The sequence below is a fragment of the Streptomyces sp. NPDC052107 genome (assembly GCF_040680215.1).
Lineage (GTDB): Bacteria > Actinomycetota > Actinomycetes > Streptomycetales > Streptomycetaceae > Streptomyces.
In genome coordinates, this window is the sequence record NZ_JBFAWG010000044.1 from 1 (window position 1) to 17,274 (window position 17,274).

General features: G+C 70.2%; 16 protein-coding genes. 7 read left to right on the top strand and 9 right to left on the bottom strand.

All coding sequences use genetic code 11. The features are described 5' to 3' along the window. Positions 1-49 precede the first annotated feature (49 nt). The gene (ppc, locus tag AB0M27_RS31820; RefSeq protein WP_365726820.1) at positions 50-2,782 is read right to left on the bottom strand and encodes a phosphoenolpyruvate carboxylase; all 2,733 of its coding nucleotides are present in this window, start codon (positions 2,780-2,782) and stop codon (positions 50-52) included. Positions 2,783-3,084: 302 nt separating this feature from the next. On the opposite strand from ppc, the gene AB0M27_RS31825 reads away from it, so the two are divergent. From AB0M27_RS31825 to AB0M27_RS31835, 3 genes are all read left to right on the top strand, one after another. Then, a complete protein-coding gene (locus AB0M27_RS31825) occupies positions 3,085-4,092 on the top strand; it encodes a fatty acid desaturase (protein WP_365726822.1) in 1,008 nt (335 codons plus the stop codon). After that, entirely contained in the window at positions 4,089-4,766 is a 678-nt protein-coding gene (locus AB0M27_RS31830) for a TetR/AcrR family transcriptional regulator (protein ID WP_067049993.1), read from the top strand. Before AB0M27_RS31825 ends, AB0M27_RS31830 begins: the two co-directional genes overlap by 4 nt. A gap of 455 nt (positions 4,767-5,221) precedes the next feature. After that, positions 5,222-5,713 carry a hypothetical protein gene (locus AB0M27_RS31835; protein WP_365726824.1) on the top strand — a complete coding sequence of 164 codons (492 nt, stop codon included), beginning with the start codon at positions 5,222-5,224 and terminating at the stop codon, positions 5,711-5,713. Here AB0M27_RS31835 and AB0M27_RS31840 read toward each other — a convergent pair. Further along, complete coding sequence (locus AB0M27_RS31840) at positions 5,662-6,021, bottom strand: VOC family protein (protein WP_365726825.1); 360 nt, start codon at positions 6,019-6,021, stop codon at positions 5,662-5,664. The genes AB0M27_RS31835 and AB0M27_RS31840 overlap by 52 nt on opposite strands. Positions 6,022-6,023: 2 nt before the next feature. Continuing rightward, positions 6,024-6,848, bottom strand: coding sequence for a trans-aconitate 2-methyltransferase (locus AB0M27_RS31845; RefSeq protein WP_365726827.1), 825 nt, complete (start codon positions 6,846-6,848; stop codon positions 6,024-6,026). Positions 6,849-6,937: 89 nt separating this feature from the next. Here AB0M27_RS31845 and tamR point away from each other — a divergent pair, with 89 nt between their 5' ends. After that, positions 6,938-7,435, top strand: a complete 498-nt coding sequence (tamR, locus tag AB0M27_RS31850; RefSeq protein WP_365726829.1) for a MarR family transcriptional regulator TamR — start codon at positions 6,938-6,940, stop codon at positions 7,433-7,435. On the opposite strand, the gene AB0M27_RS31855 is transcribed toward tamR, so the two are convergent. Next, positions 7,394-8,167: a response regulator transcription factor gene (locus AB0M27_RS31855; RefSeq protein ID WP_365726831.1), complete on the bottom strand. Its 774-nt coding sequence runs from the start codon at positions 8,165-8,167 to the stop codon at positions 7,394-7,396. The genes tamR and AB0M27_RS31855 overlap by 42 nt on opposite strands. A 449-nt stretch (positions 8,168-8,616) precedes the next feature. Here AB0M27_RS31855 and AB0M27_RS31860 point away from each other — a divergent pair, with 449 nt between their 5' ends. Beyond that, positions 8,617-9,036 (top strand): hypothetical protein, encoded by a 420-nt coding sequence (locus AB0M27_RS31860; RefSeq protein WP_365726833.1) that lies wholly within the window; start codon positions 8,617-8,619, stop codon positions 9,034-9,036. Positions 9,037-9,103: 67 nt separating this feature from the next. Here the strand turns inward: AB0M27_RS31860 and galK are convergent, their stop codons facing one another. From galK to galT, 3 genes are read right to left on the bottom strand one after another with little or no spacing between them, the layout of a single operon-like run. Continuing rightward, positions 9,104-10,258 carry a galactokinase gene (gene galK / locus AB0M27_RS31865; protein ID WP_365726939.1) on the bottom strand — a complete coding sequence of 385 codons (1,155 nt, stop codon included), beginning with the start codon at positions 10,256-10,258 and terminating at the stop codon, positions 9,104-9,106. An 11-nt stretch (positions 10,259-10,269) separates the two neighbouring features. Beyond that, entirely contained in the window at positions 10,270-11,232 is a 963-nt protein-coding gene (gene galE, locus AB0M27_RS31870; RefSeq protein ID WP_365726836.1) for a UDP-glucose 4-epimerase GalE, read from the bottom strand. Then, a complete protein-coding gene (gene galT / locus AB0M27_RS31875; RefSeq protein WP_365726837.1) occupies positions 11,229-12,290 on the bottom strand; it encodes a galactose-1-phosphate uridylyltransferase in 1,062 nt (353 codons plus the stop codon). Before galT ends, galE begins: the two co-directional genes overlap by 4 nt. Before the next feature lie 180 nt (positions 12,291-12,470). On the opposite strand from galT, the gene AB0M27_RS31880 reads away from it, so the two are divergent. Both AB0M27_RS31880 and AB0M27_RS31885 read left to right on the top strand, forming a co-directional pair. Then, entirely contained in the window at positions 12,471-14,162 is a 1,692-nt protein-coding gene (locus AB0M27_RS31880; RefSeq protein WP_365726839.1) for a sodium:solute symporter family protein, read from the top strand. Positions 14,163-14,183: 21 nt separating this feature from the next. Continuing rightward, positions 14,184-14,528, top strand: a complete 345-nt coding sequence (locus tag AB0M27_RS31885) for a hypothetical protein (RefSeq protein ID WP_365726841.1) — start codon at positions 14,184-14,186, stop codon at positions 14,526-14,528. Between the two features lie 192 nt (positions 14,529-14,720). Here the strand turns inward: AB0M27_RS31885 and AB0M27_RS31890 are convergent, their stop codons facing one another. Together AB0M27_RS31890 and AB0M27_RS31895 are read right to left on the bottom strand one after the other, a co-directional pair. Further along, positions 14,721-15,404, bottom strand: a complete 684-nt coding sequence (locus tag AB0M27_RS31890; RefSeq protein WP_365726843.1) for a LuxR C-terminal-related transcriptional regulator — start codon at positions 15,402-15,404, stop codon at positions 14,721-14,723. 226 nt (positions 15,405-15,630) lie between these two features. Continuing rightward, on the bottom strand, positions 15,631-17,274 hold a 1,644-nt coding region (locus AB0M27_RS31895; protein WP_365726845.1), incomplete at its 5' end, for a PQQ-binding-like beta-propeller repeat protein.

Consider the following 17,274-nt stretch of genomic DNA (forward strand, 5'->3'; position numbering starts at 1 on the left):
CCCCCGGGGTCGTACGACCTCGGGGGCACCCTTTTGTTTCGGCAGTGGGTCAGCCGGTGTTGCGCAGGCCTGCCGCCACGCCGTTGACGGTGAGGAGCAGGGCGCGGGAGAGCAGCGGGTCGGGGTCGGTGCCCGCGGCCGCCGCGTCGCGCTGGCGCTTGAGCAGGGTGACCTGGAGGTAGGAGATGGGGTCCAGGTAGGCGTCGCGGATGGTGAAGGTCTGCTTGAGAACGGGCTGGGCGTCCAGCAGGTCCTGTTCACCGGTGATCCGCAGGACCTCGCGGACGGTCAGCTCGTGTTCGGCCCTGATGGTGTCGAAGACGTGCTTGAGGTCGTCGGGGACGAGGGTGTCGACGTAGTGCTGGGCGATCCTGAGGTCGGTCTTGGCGAGGGTCATCTCGACGTTGGAGACGAAGTTCTGGAAGAAGTGCCATTGCTGGTGCATCTCGTCCAGGACGGTGTCGAGGCCGGCCTCGCGCAGTGCCTTGAGTCCCGATCCGACGCCGAACCAGCCGGGGACGATCTGCCGGGACTGGGTCCAGCCGAACACCCAGGGGATGGCGCGCAGGCCGTCGAGGCCGGCGCCGGAGTCGGGGCGCCGGGACGGGCGGGAACCGAGGTGGAGTTCGGCGAGCTGGTCGACCGGGGTGGAGGCGAAGAAGTAGGCCGGGAGGTCGGGGTCCTCGACCAGGCGGCGGTAGGCCGCGTGAGCCGCGTCCGACACCACGTCCATGGCGGCGTCCCAGCGGGCGAGGGCCTCGTCGGACTGGCGGGGGGCGGTGTGCAGGGCAGAGGCCTGCAGGGTGGCCGCGACGGTCAGTTCCAGGTTCTCGCGGGCGAGGGAGGGGATGAGGTACTTGTCGGAGATGACCTCGCCCTGTTCGGTGACCTTGATCTCGCCTTCGAGGGTGCCCCAGGGCTGGGCGAGGATGGCGTCGTGGGAGGGGCCGCCGCCGCGGCCGACGGTGCCGCCGCGGCCGTGGAAGAGGCGCAGGCGTACGCCGTAGCGGTGGGCGACGTCGCGCAGGCGGCGCTGGGCGCGGTGGATCTCCCACTGGCTGGTGGTGATGCCGCCGAACTTGGAGGAGTCGGAGTAGCCGAGCATGACCTCCTGGACGTCGCCGCGCAGCGCGACCAGGCGCCGGTAGGACGGGTCGGAGAGCATGTCCTCGAGGATGGTGTCGGCGGCGCGCAGCTCGTCGGTGGTCTCCAGGAGGGGGACGATGCCGATCCTCGCCCAGCCGGCGTGGAGGTCCATCAGGCCGGCCTCGCGGGCGAGGACGGCGGCGGCGAAGACGTCGTCGGCGCCCTGGCACATGGAGATGATGTAGGACTCGACGACCTCGGGGCCGAAGACCTCCAGGGCCTTCTTGACGGTCTCGAAGACGCCGAGGGTCTTCTGCCCGGCGGCGTCGACGGGTGCCGGGGTGGGGGCGAGCGGGCGGCGGGAGCGCAGTTCCTTGGCGAGGAGCTTGGCGCGGTACTCGCGGGGCATGTCGGCGTAGCGCCAGGACTCCTCGCCGAGGCGGTCGAAGAGCTGGCCGAGGGCGTGGTGGTGGGCGTCGGCGTGTTCGCGGACGTCCATGGTGGCGAGCTGGAGGCCGAAGGCGGCGAGGGTGCGGATGGTGCGGGCCAGGCGGCCGTCGGCGAGCAGGCCGCCGCGGTGCTCGCGCAGCGAGACCTGGATGATCCTGAGGTCCTTCAGCAGCTCGCTGGTGCCGAGGTAGTCGCGGCCCACCTCGTGCGGGATGCCCTTGGCGAGGCGCTGCTTGGTGTTCTCCAGCTTCTGCCGGATGCAGGTGGCCTTGAGCCGGTAGGGCTCCTCGGCGTTGAGGCGCTTGTAGCGGGGGCTGATCTCGGGGAGCACCTCCAGGTCCTGCTGGAGGGACTCCAGGAGTTCCTCGGTGGCGCCGGTGTAGCGGATGGAGTTGGAGAGCAGGCCGCGCAGCTCGTCGATCATCTCCAGGGCGTCGTTGATGCCGTGCTCGTGCTGGAGGATGAGGACGTCCCAGGTGACCTGGGGGGTGACGTTGGGGTTTCCGTCGCGGTCGCCGCCGATCCAGGTGCCGAAGGTGAGCGGGCGGGTGTCGTCGGGGAGCTTGACTCCGACGCGCTCCAGTTCCGCCGTCAGGTCCTCCAGGACGTCGCCGACGGCCTCGGCGTGCAGCTCGTCGAGGTAGTAGATGGCGTTGCGGGCCTCGTCGGCGGGCTCGGGGCGTACGACGCGCAGTTCGTCGGTCTGCCACACGAGGTCGATGTTCTCGGCGAGGCGGACGTCGTGGCGGCGGCGGTCGGAGCCCTGGACGGGGGTCTCCAGGAGCGCGGCGATGCGCCGGAGCTTGTTCAGCACCGAGCGGCGCGCGGCCTCGGTGGGGTGTGCCGTGAACACCGGGCGAACGTTCAGGTTCTGGACGGTCTGCTTCAGGTGCGCGGGGTCGGCGTCCTTGAGGCGGTCGGCGGTGCGGGTGAGGAGGCCGCCCTCGGCGGCGCGCCGGGCGCGCAGTTCGCGGCCGCGGTGCACCTGTTCGGTGACGTTGGCGAGGTGGAAGTAGGTGGAGAAGGCGCGCACCAGCTTGGCCGCGGTCTCCAGTTCGGTGCCGCGCAGCAGCTCGGCGGCGGCCTCGCCGTCCTCACGGGTGAGACGGCGGACCTTCTCGACCAGGTCGAGGAGCTCGGGTCCTTCCTGCCGTACGAGGGTCTCGCCCAGGAGATCACCCAGCCGGCGGATGTCGGCGCGCAGCTCGCTGCTGGCCGTGGTGGTCTGGTCGTCGGCACTGCTCACAGGTGCGGCTCCTTGCAGTGTGGAAGCTCGTCTGGGAGGGAACCCGGCCGGCTGCCGCGCGGCGTGCGCCGCATACGGGCCGGAGCGTCCGGGAAGGAAACTTCAGCGGACCGCGCTGTCCGACCGAGTTCAAGGATAGGTGTCGATGGGGACGCGCAGGCTCCGGGGCTCTTGCCGCCGCTCGACACGCTGCCATACTTACGACGCCGTAGGTTACGGAACCGTAGGGAAGTACCGTCGCCTCCCGTCCGGTCCCGGCGGTGCGGCATCTGCCTCGACCCTCGACCCCACAGGGGACGCGCATGACCTCAAGTTCCGATGTGATCGAAGAAGCCCGTCAGGCCGACGACAGTCCGATCCCGTCCGCCACGCTGGGTGGCGAGCAGAAGCGTTCGATCGAGCAGATCACGCTGCTTTTGTTCATCACCGTGCCGTTCCTGGCGCTCGTGGCGGCCGTGCCGCTGGCCTGGGGGTGGGGGGTGAGCTGGCTCGATCTGGGCCTGCTGGTGTTCTTCTACTTCCTGGGATGCCACGGCATCACGATCGGTTTCCACCGGTATTTCACCCACGGTTCGTTCAAGGCCAAGCGGCCGCTGAGGATCGCGCTGGCGATCATGGGGTCGCTGGCGGTCGAGGGCCCCCTGGTGCGCTGGGTGGCCGATCACCGCAAGCACCACAAGTTCTCCGACGCGGAGGGCGACCCGCACTCTCCGTGGCGGTTCGGCGAGACGGTTCCGGCGCTGATCAAGGGCCTGTGGTGGGCTCACATCGGCTGGATGTTCGACGAGGAGCAGACCCCGCAGGACAAGTACGCGCCGGATCTGATCAAGGACCCGGCGATCCGGGCGATCTCCCGCCAGTTCGTGTACTGGACGGGCGTCTCCCTGGTCCTGCCGCCGCTGATCGGCGGTCTGGTGACGATGTCCTGGTGGGGCGCGTTCACCGCGTTCTTCTGGGGTTCCCTCGTACGGGTGGCGTTGCTGCACCATGTGACGTGGTCGATCAACTCGATCTGTCACGCGGTGGGCAAGCGGCCGTTCAAGTCGCGGGACCGTTCGGGCAACGTGTGGTGGCTGGCGGTCCTGTCATGCGGCGAGTCCTGGCACAACCTGCACCACGCCGACCCGACCTCGGCGCGGCACGGTGTGATGCGCGGCCAGATCGACTCCTCGGCGCGGTTCATCCGCATCTTCGAGCTGCTCGGCTGGGCGTACGACGTGCGCTGGCCGTCACGCTCACGTATCGATTCGCGCCGGAACACCGACCAGGACGGCTCCCGGCGCCGGAGGGAAACCGCGAAGGCGGCATGATTGACGCCGTGGCGACCGACTCCAGCAGCACCTCCAGCAACGACAAACCGCGGCGGACCCGCCGGACCCGTATGACCGGTGCGGAGCGCCGCCAGCAGCTGCTGGAGATCGGTCGTACCCTCTTCGCGGCGAAGGGTTTCGAGGGCACCTCGGTGGAGGAGATCGCGGCGAAGGCCGGGGTGTCCAAGCCGGTGGTGTACGAGCACTTCGGCGGCAAGGAGGGCCTGTACGCGGTGGTGGTGGACCGCGAGATGCGCCGCCTGCTGGACATGGTGACCAGCTCCCTGACAGCCGGCCATCCGCGTGAACTGTGCGAGCAGGCCGCCTTCGCGCTGCTGGACTACATCGAGGAGTACACGGACGGCTTCCGCATCCTGGTCCGCGACTCCCCGATCCCCCAGTCGACGGGCTCCTTCGCCTCCCTCATCTCCGACATCGCCACCCAGGTGGAGGACATCCTGGGCCGCGAGTTCAAGTCCCGCGGCTTCGACCCGAAGCTGGCACCGCTGTACGCGCAGGCGCTGGTCGGCATGGTCGCCCTGACCGGCCAGTGGTGGCTGGACGTGCGCCGCCCGAAGAAGGCGGAGGTGGCGGCCCATCTGGTGAACCTGGCGTGGCACGGCCTGGACGGGCTGGAGCAGAAACCGCGGTTGATCGGGCACCGGAAGGCGTAGCCCTGGCGCCGGGCGTGGCCCTGCTGAGGGGGCGCCGGGTGCGGGCGTGGCACCGCTGACGGGTGCCGGACGTGAGGCATGACCCCGCCGACGGGTCCCGGGCGACGGGCGACGGGACGTTGCTCTGCACCGACGGGCGCCGAGCGGGTCCCACTGACGGATGCCGGGCGCGGGGCGTTGACCCCACAACCGACGCCCGGCACGAGCCGTTCCCCCCCGCCGACAGGCAACGGACGGCGGGCACAGCCCCCACCACAGCCGCCCGGCACAGGACGTCGCCCCCCACGAACCGACACCCGGCACGAGCCGTTCACCCCCACCGACAGGCAACGGACGACTGGCACAGCCCCCACCACAGGCGCCCGGTATCGGGCGTAGCCCCCACCGACAGGCGCCCGGCACAGGACGTCGCCCCCACCGGTCGGCGCCGGGCGGTGTGTTCGTACGATCGGGCGGTGGCCAAGATACGTGCGGTTCCCATGGGGCGGAAGCAGAAGTCCGGGACGGTTGTCGCCGGTGTGCTCACCGCGGGGCTGTTCGGCGTGACCGTCTATCTGGCCGGCTCGGCCGTCGGGCACCTGGGGTTGATGGGGCGTCCGCTGGCCATGCGGACCACGCACTGCTGGACGACCGGGCCCGCCACCACCTCGCGCGGCGGTCACACCGGCGTCGACTGGGACTGCACGGGGCTGGCGGCCTCCGGCGGCGGGACGCGCCGGATCACGGCCACCGGTTTCACGTCGTACCCGATCCTCATGCCGGTGAAGGTGGCCCAGGAGCCCTGGGGGACCTGGGTCCCGGTGGACCAGGGCGGCTGGAACAAGGCGGGCCGGGCCCTCTCCCCGCTGATCCCGCTCGCGCTCGCGATCCCGCTCGCCAAGGGCACCCTGACCGGTTACCGGGGCTGGAGGAACTCCAGGCGGTTGCCGACGGGGTCCTCCGAGTAGAAGCGCAGATGGCCGGGGAGGTTGTCGTCCCAGTTCACCTGCGCGCCCCTGGCGGTGAGCCGGGCCGCGTACGCCTCGATCTCCGTCACCCGCAGCCCCGGGTGGGCCTTCTTCGCCGGGCGGAAGTCGGCCTCGATGCCCAGGTGGAGCTGCACGGCCCCGGCCTGGAACCAGCAGCCGCCGCGCGCCGCGAGCACGGGTGGCTTGGGGATCTCCGTCATCCCGAGGACGTCGACGTAGTACGCCCGCAGCGCGTCCTCCGCCCCGGGCGGGGCCGCCAGCTGCACATGATCGACCGCGGCGAGCATGCTCAGCCCTCCTTCACGGCGACGGCGAACAGCCGGCGGAAGGGCAGGACCGTGCCGTACGGCGCGCTGGGGTAGGCCTGCCGCAGCAGGTCCCGGTACTCGGCCAGGAACGCGTCGCGCGCCTCGGGGTCGTCGGCGAGCGCGGTCAGCGCGGGCCGCAGGCCGGTGCCCTTCACCCAGTCCAGGACGGGATCCTCGCCCTGCAGGACGTGGAAGTACGTGGTCTGCCACACGTCGGTCGCGCAGCCGAGGCGAGCGAGGCGGTCCAGATAGGCGCCGGGGGTGTGCACGGAATCGGTGCGGCGCAGGACGCCGGCGAGGCGGGACTTCCAGCGGGGGGCGCCGGCGAGTCCGCGCATCAGGGCGTGCAGCGGGGCGTCGATGTTGTCGGGCACCTGGAAGGCGAAGGCGCCACCGGGCCTGAGGCCGGCGATCCAGTCGGCGAAGCGGTCGGCGTGGTCCGGCACCCACTGGAGGGTCGCGCTGGAGACGATCAGGTCGTACGGCTCCCCGGGCGCCCAGGTGCGCACGTCGGCGTGGGCGAAGTCCAGCCGTCCGCCGCCGGCCGTGGGGCCCTCGTACTCGGTGTGGGCCGCATCGAGCATCTCCGGGGAGTTGTCGTAGCCGGTGACGTGGGCCGCGGGCCAGCGTTCGGTGAGCAGGGCGGTGACGTTGCCCGGGCCGCAGCCGAGGTCGGCGATGCGGGGTTGCCCCGCGGGCGGTTCCGTGGGCAGGGCGGGGATGCGGGCGAGGAGGTCGGCGAAGGGACGGGCCCGGTGACCGGCGTGCCGCAGATACTGCCCGGGGTCCCAGAAGGGTGTCGTCATGGCCACCACTGTCCTCCCCGATTTCTCTCGATGTCAAGATAGTTGATATCAAGAGACTTCACGTCGACACAACCACTACACTGATCTCCATGGAGGACGAGGTCGATCGGCTGGTCGCAGCGTGGCGCCGGGAACGTCCGGACCTCGACGTGGACCCGCTGGAAGTGCTCAGCCGGGTGAGCCGACTCGCCCGGCATCTGGACCGTGCGCGCCGGCTCGCCTTCGCCGAGCATCAGCTGGAGCCGTGGGAGTTCGACGTGCTGACCGCGCTCCGGCGCGCGGGCACGCCGTACCAGCTCTCCCCCGGTCAGCTGCTGACCCAGACCCTGGTCACCTCGGGCACGATGACCAACCGGATCGACCGGCTGGCCAAGAAGGGCCTGGTGGAGCGGCTGCCCGACCCGAGCGACCGGCGGGGTGTGCTGGTCCGGCTGACCGACACCGGCCGGGACCGCGCCGACCAGGCGCTGGCCGGCCTGCTGGAGCAGGAGCGGGCGATCCTGGCTGAGCTTTCCCGCGCCCAGCGCGCGGAACTGGCCGGTCTGCTACGCCAGTTGACCGCCCCGTTCGACAACATCCCCGGTTAGTTCGGCCGGTCCGACCCCCGCACGGCGGGCGAGTGCGACGGCGGCCAGGGTCGAGTGGACGCCCAGCTTGCCGAGGACGTTCTGCATGTGGGTGCGCACGGTGTGCGGGGAGAGGAACAGCCGCTCCGCGACGGCCTTGCGGCCGAGGCCCGCGACCATGCAGCGCAGCACCTCACGCTCGCGCGGGGTGAGGGACTCCACCAGCCGCTCGCTCTCGGTACGGTGCCGGCGGGCGGCCGTCAGCTCCCTGAGCACGCCGGTGAGCAGGGCGGGCGGCAGATGGGTCTCGTCGCGCAGCACACCCCGGATCACCGTCAGCAGCCGGGACAGCGAGCAGTCCTTGGCGACCCACCCTGAGGCACCGGCCTGCAGCGCGAGCGCCGCCCGCCGGGAATCGTCCTTCTCGGCGAGCACCACGATCCGCACGGCGGGCTGGGCGGCCCGGACCCCGGCGACGAGCGAGATCCCGTCGACCAGCCCCTCCTCGTTGCCCTCCTGCACCGGCACGGGAACGGCCGGGCGGGTGCTGGGCACTTGACCGCCCAGGTCGGCATCGACCAGCAGCACGTCGAAGCGGCGGCCCTCACCGGCCGCCCGCTCCAGGCAGCGCAGCGCTGCGGGACCGCTGCCGGCTGCGGAGACCTCGACGTCCGGCTCGGCGGCCAGGGCGGCCGCGAGCGACTCGGCGAAGATGCGGTGGTCGTCGACGACCAGGACTCGAATACGAACCACGAAACCCCCTTCCCCAGGCTCCGTGCGGAGCAGGGGACAACCAAGGTCCGGAAAGGGCCCGGAGAACGACGACCCGCCCGGGTACGGACACCCACGGAAAGGACGCGCGCCGCGCGACCGCCGCCGTCGCGGAAACTGCTACCCCCACCGCGGGTGCCGTACCCGCCTGTCTCACCCCCTGAACAGCACCGGCCCCCACCGGTGCTGTTCCACAGAGTACGGATGGGAGCACGCAGCGGAAGGGCATTTGCAGAACTGGCCGTCCAGTGCGGTTTTGATGTGCCGCATGTTTCACATTGGGGCAGAAGTCGACAAAGCCCGACGTGATCTGCTCCGGGCCGACCGTGATGTTATGTCCATCACAAGATCATTCCCTCGGCGATGGTCATGGACATGCCTCTCTTACGATTCTTGCGGCGCGTTTACCGATCTTGAAGACGGAGTGAATCTTGAAGAAAAAGCTCAGCCGCATTCTCACCGTGGGTGCCGTCGCCCTCGGCGCCGTCGCCTTCGCCGCGGGCCCCGCGGCCGCCGGTGATGTCGGCGCAAGCCTCACCGGGGCGATCGGCTCCGCGACCTTCACCTACGACGGCCACTACATCGCCCCCCAGATCTACCTGACGCTGGCCGACACGCGCGCGGACGGACACCACGCCCAGCTGCGCGTGCAGTCCGTCGACCCGAACAAGACGGTGCACAGCTACGCCTGGCACTACGTCTACACCGGCGCCGACACCGAGCAGACGTGGCCGACCTCCCTGCAGGACAACCGCGGCATCGTGGCGCTCCGCATCCAGGTCTGCGTCGCCGAAGGCAGCACGATCCTGGGCTGCGACGAGTCCAGCTGGGACGGCAACCCCAACTACTAGGAACGACACCGGCCCCGCACACGCCGGGCGTGTGCGGGGCCTGCGCCCGTCGTGGCCGAGGCGGGTGTCAGACCAGTCGGCCGGCGCCCGCCGACGGCACCGCCTCGAACACCCGTGGAGCCGTGAAGCCCGCTGCCGCGAAGGCCTCTTCGATCGCCTTGGTGAGGGTGTCCACCTCGGCCTCCTCCGCCAGGACGATCGCCGAGCCGCCGAAGCCGCCGCCGGTCATCCGGGCGCCGAGCGCGCCGCCCGCCAGGGCCGTGTCGACGACCAGGTCCAGCTCCGGGCAGGAGATGCGGAAGTCGTCGCGCAGGGAGGCGTGGCCCTCGGTGAGGACCGGGCCGATCGCGCGGGTCTCGCCGGCACGGAGCAGGTCGACGACCCGCTCGACCCGGTGATCCTCCGTCACCACATGGCGGACCAGACGGACGACCTCCTCCTCGTCGCCCAGGCGGGCGAGAGACGCGTCCAGTTCGGCGTAGGGGACGTCCCGCAGGGCGTCGACGCCGAGCAGGGCCGCGCCCTTCTCGCAGCCGGCCCGCCGCTTGCCGTACTCGCCACCGCTGTGGGCGTGCTTGACCTGGGTGTCCACGACCAGCAGGCGCAGGCCCTCGGCCGCGAGGTCGAAGGGGATCTGCTGCTGGGACAGGTCGCGGGTGTCCAGGAAGAGCGCGTGGCCCTGCTCGCAGCAGGCCGACGCGGTCTGGTCCATGATGCCGGTGGGCGCGCCGACGTAGACGTTCTCGGCGCGCTGGCACAGCCGGGCCAGCTTCCAGCCCGGCAGGCCCAGTTCGTAGAGATCGTTGAGCGCGAGCACGATCACCACCTCGAGGGCCGCCGAGGAGGACAGGCCGGCGCCGGTCGGGACCGTCGAGGACAGGTGGACGTCCGCGCCGGTCACGCCGTGGCCCGCCTCGCGCAGCGCCCAGACCACGCCCGCCGGGTACGCCGTCCACTCGTCGTCGCCCTGCGGGGCCAGGGTGTCCAGCCGCAGCTCCTCGACGCCGCCCTCGACGTCCGCCGAGTGCAGGCGCAGGACGCCGTCGGTGCGGCGGGAGACCGCCGCGATCGCCCGGTGCGGCAGCGCGAACGGCATCACGAAGCCGTCGTTGTAGTCGGTGTGCTCGCCGATGAGGTTGACGCGGCCGGGTGCCGCCCACACTCCCTCCGGCTGCGCGCCGTACAACTCGGCGAAGCGCTCCGCGACCTGCTGTGCCCCCACTACTGGCCCCACTACTGCTCCCTTGCGATGTGCTGTGCGAACTCCCACGCGTCCGCGACGATGCCCGCGAGATCCGCGCGGGTCGGGTTCCAGCCCAGCTTCTCGCGGGCCGTGTCCGCCGAGGCGACCAGGACGGCCGGGTCGCCGCCGCGGCGCGGCGCCACGATCTCCGGGATCGGGTGGCCGGTGACCTGCCGGACCGTCTCGATGACCTCGCGGACGGAGAAGCCCTCGCCGTTGCCGAGGTTGCAGATCAGGTGCTCGCCCGGGGTGGCGGCTGCCAGGGCCAGCAGGTGGGCCGCCGCCAGGTCCGCGACGTGGATGTAGTCGCGCACGCAGGTGCCGTCCGGGGTCGGGTAGTCGTCGCCGTAGACGGAGATCGCGTCGCGGCGGCCCTGGGCGACCTGGAGGACCAGCGGGATGAGGTGCGACTCGGGGTCGTGGCGCTCGCCGTGCGCGCCATAGGCGCCGGCCACGTTGAAGTAGCGCAGGGAGACCGCCGCCAGTCCGTGGGCGTTGGCCTCGCTGGTGATCATGTGGTCGACGGCCAGCTTGGAGGCGCCGTAGGGGTTGGTCGGCTTCGTCGGAGCGGTCTCCACGATCGGGACCTGCTCCGGTTCGCCGTAGGTCGCCGCCGTGGAGGAGAAGACGAGCTTGCGGACACCCGCCTCGCGCATCGCGCCGAGCAGCGCCATCGAGCCGGCGACGTTGTTGTCCCAGTACTTCTCCGGCTTCACCACCGACTCGCCGACCTGCGAGGACGCGGCGAAGTGCAGCACACCGTCGTAGGAGGGGTCGAGCCACTTGGCGGCGTCGCGAATGTCGCCCTCGATGAACGCCGCACCGGCGGGCACGCCCTCGCGGAAACCGGTGGAGAGATTGTCGAGGACGGTGACCTCGTGGCCGGCCTCCAGCAGATGCTGGGCCACGACACTGCCGACGTAACCCGCGCCACCCGTCACCAGGTACTTCATGAACTCGCTACCTCTCGCAGTCGCTCGGCCGCGCGCTCCGGCGGCACGTCGTTGATGAACACGCTCATGCCGGACTCGGAACCCGCGAGAAACTTCAGCTTGCCGGAAGTGCGGCGGATGGTGAAAAGCTCGAGGTGGAGCGCGAAGTCGTCCCGCGTGACCCCCTCGAACTCCTCCAGCGCGCCGAACGGGGCCTGGTGCCAGGCCGCGATGTAGGGCGTCGGAGGTTCCCCCTCGCCGAAGATACGGTCGAAGCGCCTCAAGAGTTCCAGATAGACCTGGGGGAATTCTGTGCGTGTCGCCTCGTCCAGGGCGAGCAGATCGGGCACGCGGCGCTTGGGGTACAGGTGTACCTCGTACGGCCAGTGCGCCGCGTACGGCACGAACGCCACCCAGTGGTCACCCTCAAGGACGACCCGCTCACCGGCGAGTTCCCGTTCCAGGACGGCGTCGAAGAGGTTCCCGCCACCGGTCGCCTCCTTGTGCGCGGCGAGCGAGCGGAGCATCAGCGCGGTGCGCGGGGTGGTGAAGGGGTATGCGTAGATCTGTCCGTGCGGGTGACCCAGGGTCACTCCGATCTCGGCACCGCGGTTCTCGAAACAGAAGACCTGCTCGACCGAGGGCAGATGCGACAGCTCCGACGTGCGGTCCGTCCACGCGTCCAGCACCAGGCGCGCCTGCTCGACGGTCAGGTCGGCGAAGGAGGCGTCGTGGTCGGAGGTGAAGCAGACGACCTCGCAGCGGCCGGAGTCGCCGGCGAGGGAGGGGAACCGGTTCTCGAAGACGACGACGTCGTACGACGAGTCCGGGATCTCGCTCAGCCGGTCGCCCTGCGTGGGGCACAGCGGGCACTCGTCGGCCGGCGGATGGTACGTGCGGCCCTGCCGGTGGGAGGCGACGGCGACCGAGTCGCCGAGCAGCACGTCGCGGCGGATCTCGGACGTCGTATGGGTCCGCTCCAGCGGGCGGCGGTCGACGGCGTCGCGCACGGCGTCGTCCCGCAGGTCGTAGTAGATGAGCTCACGACCGTCGGCCAGCCGTGTCGAGGTCTTCTTCAACGCCGGACTCCTCTACGTCCCGCACCCAATCACTCAACACAATCAAACATAACAGACCACAACTCGACAACGCCCAGGATCATCACAATCAAACAAAGAACGTCAACAGAAGTGTTCAATTTCTGAACGCGGAGGCGTAGGTTCCGCTCTGGATCAGTTCGCGCAACGAAGCGAGTTCTTATGCAAACCCCCACAGACAGTCCCCTGTATATGGCGGCGGCGCTACGGCTCCCCACCAACTGGCTGGACTACACGATCCTGGCGATCTACTTCGTCGTCGTGCTCGGCATCGGCTTCGCTGCCCGCCGCTCCGTGAAGACCAGCCTCGACTTCTTCCTCTCCGGACGCTCGCTGCCCGCCTGGATCACCGGCCTCGCCTTCATCTCGGCGAACCTGGCGGCCACCGAGATCCTGGGCATGGCCGCGAACAGCGCCCAGTACGGCGCGTACACCGTGCACTGGTACTGGATCGGCGCGATCCCGGCCATGGTCTTCCTGGGCCTGGTGATGATGCCGTTCTACTACGGCAGCAAGGTCCGCTCGGTCCCCGAGTTCCTGCTGCTGCGCTTCGACCGGGGCGCCCACCTGCTCAGTTCGATCCTGTTCGCGTTCGCCGCCATCCTGATCGCGGGCGTCAACCTCTACGCCCTCGCGATCGTCGTCGAGGCGCTGCTGGGCTGGCCGCAGTGGGTCGCGATCGTGGTCGCCGGCGCGTTCGTGCTGGCCTACATCACGCTGGGCGGACTGTCCTCGGCGATCTACAACGAGGTGCTCCAGTTCTTCGTGATCCTGGCGGCTCTGATCCCGATCACCGTCCTCGGCCTGAAGAAGGTCGGCGGCTGGGGCGGGCTGACCGACAAGCTCACCGCGACGCACGGCGCGAACTTCACCACCGCCTGGGGCGGTACCGGCATCGGGCACGTCAACCCGCTCGGCGCGAACTGGCTGACCATCGTCCTCGGCCTCGGCTTCGTGCTGTCCTTCGGCTACTGGACGACCAACTTCGCCGAGGTGCAGCGCGCCCTGTCCGCGAAGAACCTCTCCGCCGGGCAGCGGACCCCGCTGATCGCCGCCTACCCGAAGATCTTCATCGTCTTCCTGGTGATGATCCCGGGCCTGGTCGCCGCTGCGCTCATCCCGAAGTTCGGCACCGCGGGCTCCGGCTACCAGTACAACGACGCCATCCCCTTCCTGATGCAGGAACTGCTGCCCAACGGTGTGCTCGGCATCGCCGTCACCGGTCTGCTCGCCGCGTTCATGGCGGGCATGGCGGCCAACGTGTCGTCCTTCAACACCGTGTTCACCAACGACATCTGGGCGAAGTACGTGGTGCGCGGCCGTGAGGACGGGTACTACGTCAGGTTCGGCCGCCTGATCACCGTGATCGGCGTCCTCGCCTCCGTCGGCACGGCGTTCCTGGCGTCCTCGTTCTCGAACATCATGAGCTACCTGCAGACGCTGTTCTCCTTCTTCAACGTGCCGATGTTCGTCGTGTTCATCGTCGGCATGTTCTGGAAGCGCGCGTCCGCCAAGTCCGGCTTCTGGGGCCTGCTCGCGGGCACCGTGACCGCGATGATCAACTACTTCGTCCTCTACAAGAAGGGGATCATCTCCATCCCCTCCGACCAGGGCGCCAACTTCGTCTCCGCGATCGCGGGCTTCGTCGCCGGCGCGGTCGTGATGGTCGCGGTGTCCCTGTTCACGAGCCCGAAGCCGGCCAAGGAACTGCAGGGTCTGGTCTACGGCACCCGGTCCCCCGGCATGTCCGAACCGCCCGCGCCCGGTGACGAGGCCTGGTACCGCAAGCCGGCCCTGCTGGGCTGGGGCGCCGTCGTGCTGGCCGCCGTCTGCTACGTCCCGTTCTCGTTCTGACGCGGGAGGATCGAGGAAACCATGTCTGAACACCCCGAGCACCCTGACCGTCGCCACCACTACACCGAGGACGAGGTGGCGCGGGAAGTCACCGAGCTGGAGGGCAAGTCCGCGACGGCCGCCCGCATCTTCGACCTGCGCCGCATCATCGGCGGCCTGTTCGTGCTGTACGGCGTCATCGTCACGATCACCGGCATCACCGACTCCGAGGCCGCCATCGACAAGGCCCAGGGCGTCAACATCAACCTCTGGACCGGGATCGGCATGCTCCTGCTGGGCATCTTCTTCCTGGCCTGGCTGAAGCTACGACCCACTCCGCCACCGCTTCCTCCGGAGGGGTTGCCGGAGGAGAGGCAGGGGGAGTAGAGCGCCGATTCCGTCTGCGGGTGCGTGGGGGCTGGTCGCGCACTGCCCCGCGGAGTAACTGTCGGCCGGGGGCGGCAGCGCCGCGGGGGTGCGGGCCGTCCCCGGCTGCGGGTGCGGCGTGGCCGGTCGCGCCCACGCGGCGGAGCCGCACATCGATACGGCCCCGCGCCCCGCTGCACCAGCGCAGGGCTCCTACTCGGGATTGGTGCCCAACGGTCCCGCGCGGTCCAGCAGCCCCGTTCGCGCGGCCAGTGCCGCCGCCTCCAGGCGGGACCCGACCCCCAGTTTCATCAGGACCCGCTGGACATGGGTACGGGCGGTACTCGGCGCGATCCCCATCCCCGCCGCGATCAGGCGGGTGTCCTCCCCGTCGGCCACCCTGACCAGGACCTCCACCTCGCGCTGCGTCAGCATCGACAGCAACCGCTGCGCCTCGTCATCGGGCTGAGCTGCCGGATTGAGCAGCTCCCCGAAGGCCCCCTGCAGCAACTGCGGAGCCACCGCCGCCTCCCCCGCCCGCGCCTTCATGATCGCCCGCTCGACGCCCTCGATCCGCTCGTCGTGCCGTACGTACCCCGACGCCCCGGCCGCGAAGGCCGCCGCGATGCCGCGCGGCGAGGGCACCGGGCCGAGCACCAGCACCGCCACCTGCGGCCGCTCCCGCTTGATCTTCACCACCGGGTCGAACACACCCGGTTCGGCCGGCGCCGCCGTACCCAGCAGGCACACCTCCGGCGCCCGCGCGATCACCAGGTCCGCCGCACCCGCGGCCGGCGCAGCCGCTGCGAGCACCCGGTGCCCGCGCAGCTTGAGCGCCGACGCGAGCGCCTCCGCGAGCAGGCGATGGTCGTCGACGACCATGAGCCGCACTCCCATAGAGCAACCCCCCAGTCCCCCCCATGGATGCCCCACTATGGACGCCCACCGACACACAAGGACAGAGGGCCCCCCGGCTCCTCGCCCTTCATGCCCCCGGAAGCTACACGCTTGTTCGACGTCGCGCTGCCCCTATTGATGAGAAGTGCCCCGGATCGATGAAATCCGGGGCACTTCTCGGTAAGTCACCCATTCGGGCGAGACCCGCTACGTCGACGGCGTGGCGTCAGCCACCCGTGCCGAACACCAGCAGCAGGTCCTCCTCGCCGATCGACGACGTGCCCTTCCGGCGGGCGAAGACCTGCGCCATGTACAGGCGGCCGTCGCGGAAGAGGAACTCGTTGCTGTCGGGCAGGAAGTTGCTCTCCGCCTCCCGCACGTTCTTCACGGCAGGGTTCTCCAGCAGCTTGGTTACCTTGAAGCTGCCGCCGTCGATACTGACGATCTGACCGCCCTTGTTGTACGTCGGCGGCTTGTAGGCGAGCAGATTGCTCCCGTCCATGCGCAGCGGCCAGAGCGTGGTGTCGTCGCCGGCATCGGCGCGCTGACCCGTCGGCTTTCCGGTGGCGAGGTCGAAGGCGACGACCGAGTTGGTCCGGCTGAGGCCGGAGGAGCCGTCGTGCTCCGCGGTCGGCAGGTAGAGCTTGCCGTTCCCGACGACGATCCCGTGGCAGTCCTCGACGCGCGTGATGCCCTCGCACTTGCCGGCGTATGTGCTGGACGGCGCGGAGATGTGAGCGAGCAGCTTGCCCGTCTTGTTGTCGATGGAGAAGTAGTCCGAGACCTCCGTGCTGTCGCCCACGGCGGCGGCCACCACCAGCGGGTCGGTGGAGACGACGGAGGCTTCGTCGATGCCCGGGTCCATCTTGTACTCGGAGAGCACCTTCCCCATCTTCGGGTCGAGGGTCTGGATGAGCAGCCGCGCGTTGTCGAAGTCTCCGCAGCTGCGCACCGCGACCAGCTTGGCGCCACCGCCGTATCCCGCGTCGTAGCAGTCGTCACCCGGCTTCGGCAGCCACAGCGCCTTGCCGGAGTCGATGTCGAAGGCGGCACCGCCGCTGGTGTCGCCGACCGCGACGGTCCGCTGACCAACCGTCACATTCTGGTAACTGACCGGGTAGTCACCGGACTTGACCGACTTCGTCCACAGCTTTCTGCCCGCGTCGAGATCGATCGCGGCGATCTGCGAGCATCCGGCGAAGCTGTTCTTCGTGTCCCACTTGGGCTGATAGGTGATCGCGGTCCGGCCGTCGGACGTGACCTGCCTGCTGGCCGCGCAGACCGGGCCGGGCAGCTTGATCGTCCACAGCTTGGTGCCCTTGACCGGGTCGTAACCGACGATCTCGGCGACGCCGCTCTTGGCGTACACCTTGTCGGTCAGCCATGAACCCACGGTGCTCACCACGTCGTCCGTGGTGGGCCGCGGAACCTGGAACAGCACCGTGGACGCGGGGTCGGCCGGCACCTTCTCCTTGCCGCCCCCCGTGCTCCCGCCGTTGCCGTTCTTTCCGCCGCTGGAGGAGGCGGTGTCGTGCTTCTTGCCGTCGTCCCCGGAGGAGTGGGCGTACCAGATGCCGCCGCCGACGATCAGCGCGATCGCGACCACCGCCGCCACGACGACGAACAGCGCCGTGTTGTTCCGCCCGCCGCCCTGCGCCGGCTGCGGCTGCATCGGGGTCGGCGGCCGGCCCGGATAGCCGTAACCCGGCTGCGCGGGCTGCGCGTACGGGTTCTGCGGCTGGCCGTAGCCGGCCGGTGGCTGTGGCGCACCGGGGTAACCGTAACCGGGCTGCGGCGGCTGCGCGGGCGGCGGGACCTGCGGGTAGCCGTAACCGGGCTGCGGCTGCGGGGGCTGCGCGGGCGGGGTGGC

Coding starts and splice junctions, on each gene's coding strand:
- AB0M27_RS31885 (WP_365726841.1), top strand. CDS start 14,184: ATGTCTGAACACCCCGAGCACCCTGACCGTCGCCACCACTACACCGAG.
- AB0M27_RS31880 (WP_365726839.1), top strand. CDS start 12,471: ATGCAAACCCCCACAGACAGTCCCCTGTATATGGCGGCGGCGCTACGG.
- AB0M27_RS31825 (WP_365726822.1), top strand. CDS start 3,085: ATGACCTCAAGTTCCGATGTGATCGAAGAAGCCCGTCAGGCCGACGAC.
- galE (WP_365726836.1), bottom strand. CDS start 11,232: ATGAAGTACCTGGTGACGGGTGGCGCGGGTTACGTCGGCAGTGTCGTG.
- tamR (WP_365726829.1), top strand. CDS start 6,938: ATGGAGGACGAGGTCGATCGGCTGGTCGCAGCGTGGCGCCGGGAACGT.
- AB0M27_RS31840 (WP_365726825.1), bottom strand. CDS start 6,021: ATGCTCGCCGCGGTCGATCATGTGCAGCTGGCGGCCCCGCCCGGGGCG.
- AB0M27_RS31830 (WP_067049993.1), top strand. CDS start 4,089: ATGATTGACGCCGTGGCGACCGACTCCAGCAGCACCTCCAGCAACGAC.
- AB0M27_RS31890 (WP_365726843.1), bottom strand. CDS start 15,404: ATGGGAGTGCGGCTCATGGTCGTCGACGACCATCGCCTGCTCGCGGAG.
- AB0M27_RS31845 (WP_365726827.1), bottom strand. CDS start 6,848: ATGACGACACCCTTCTGGGACCCCGGGCAGTATCTGCGGCACGCCGGT.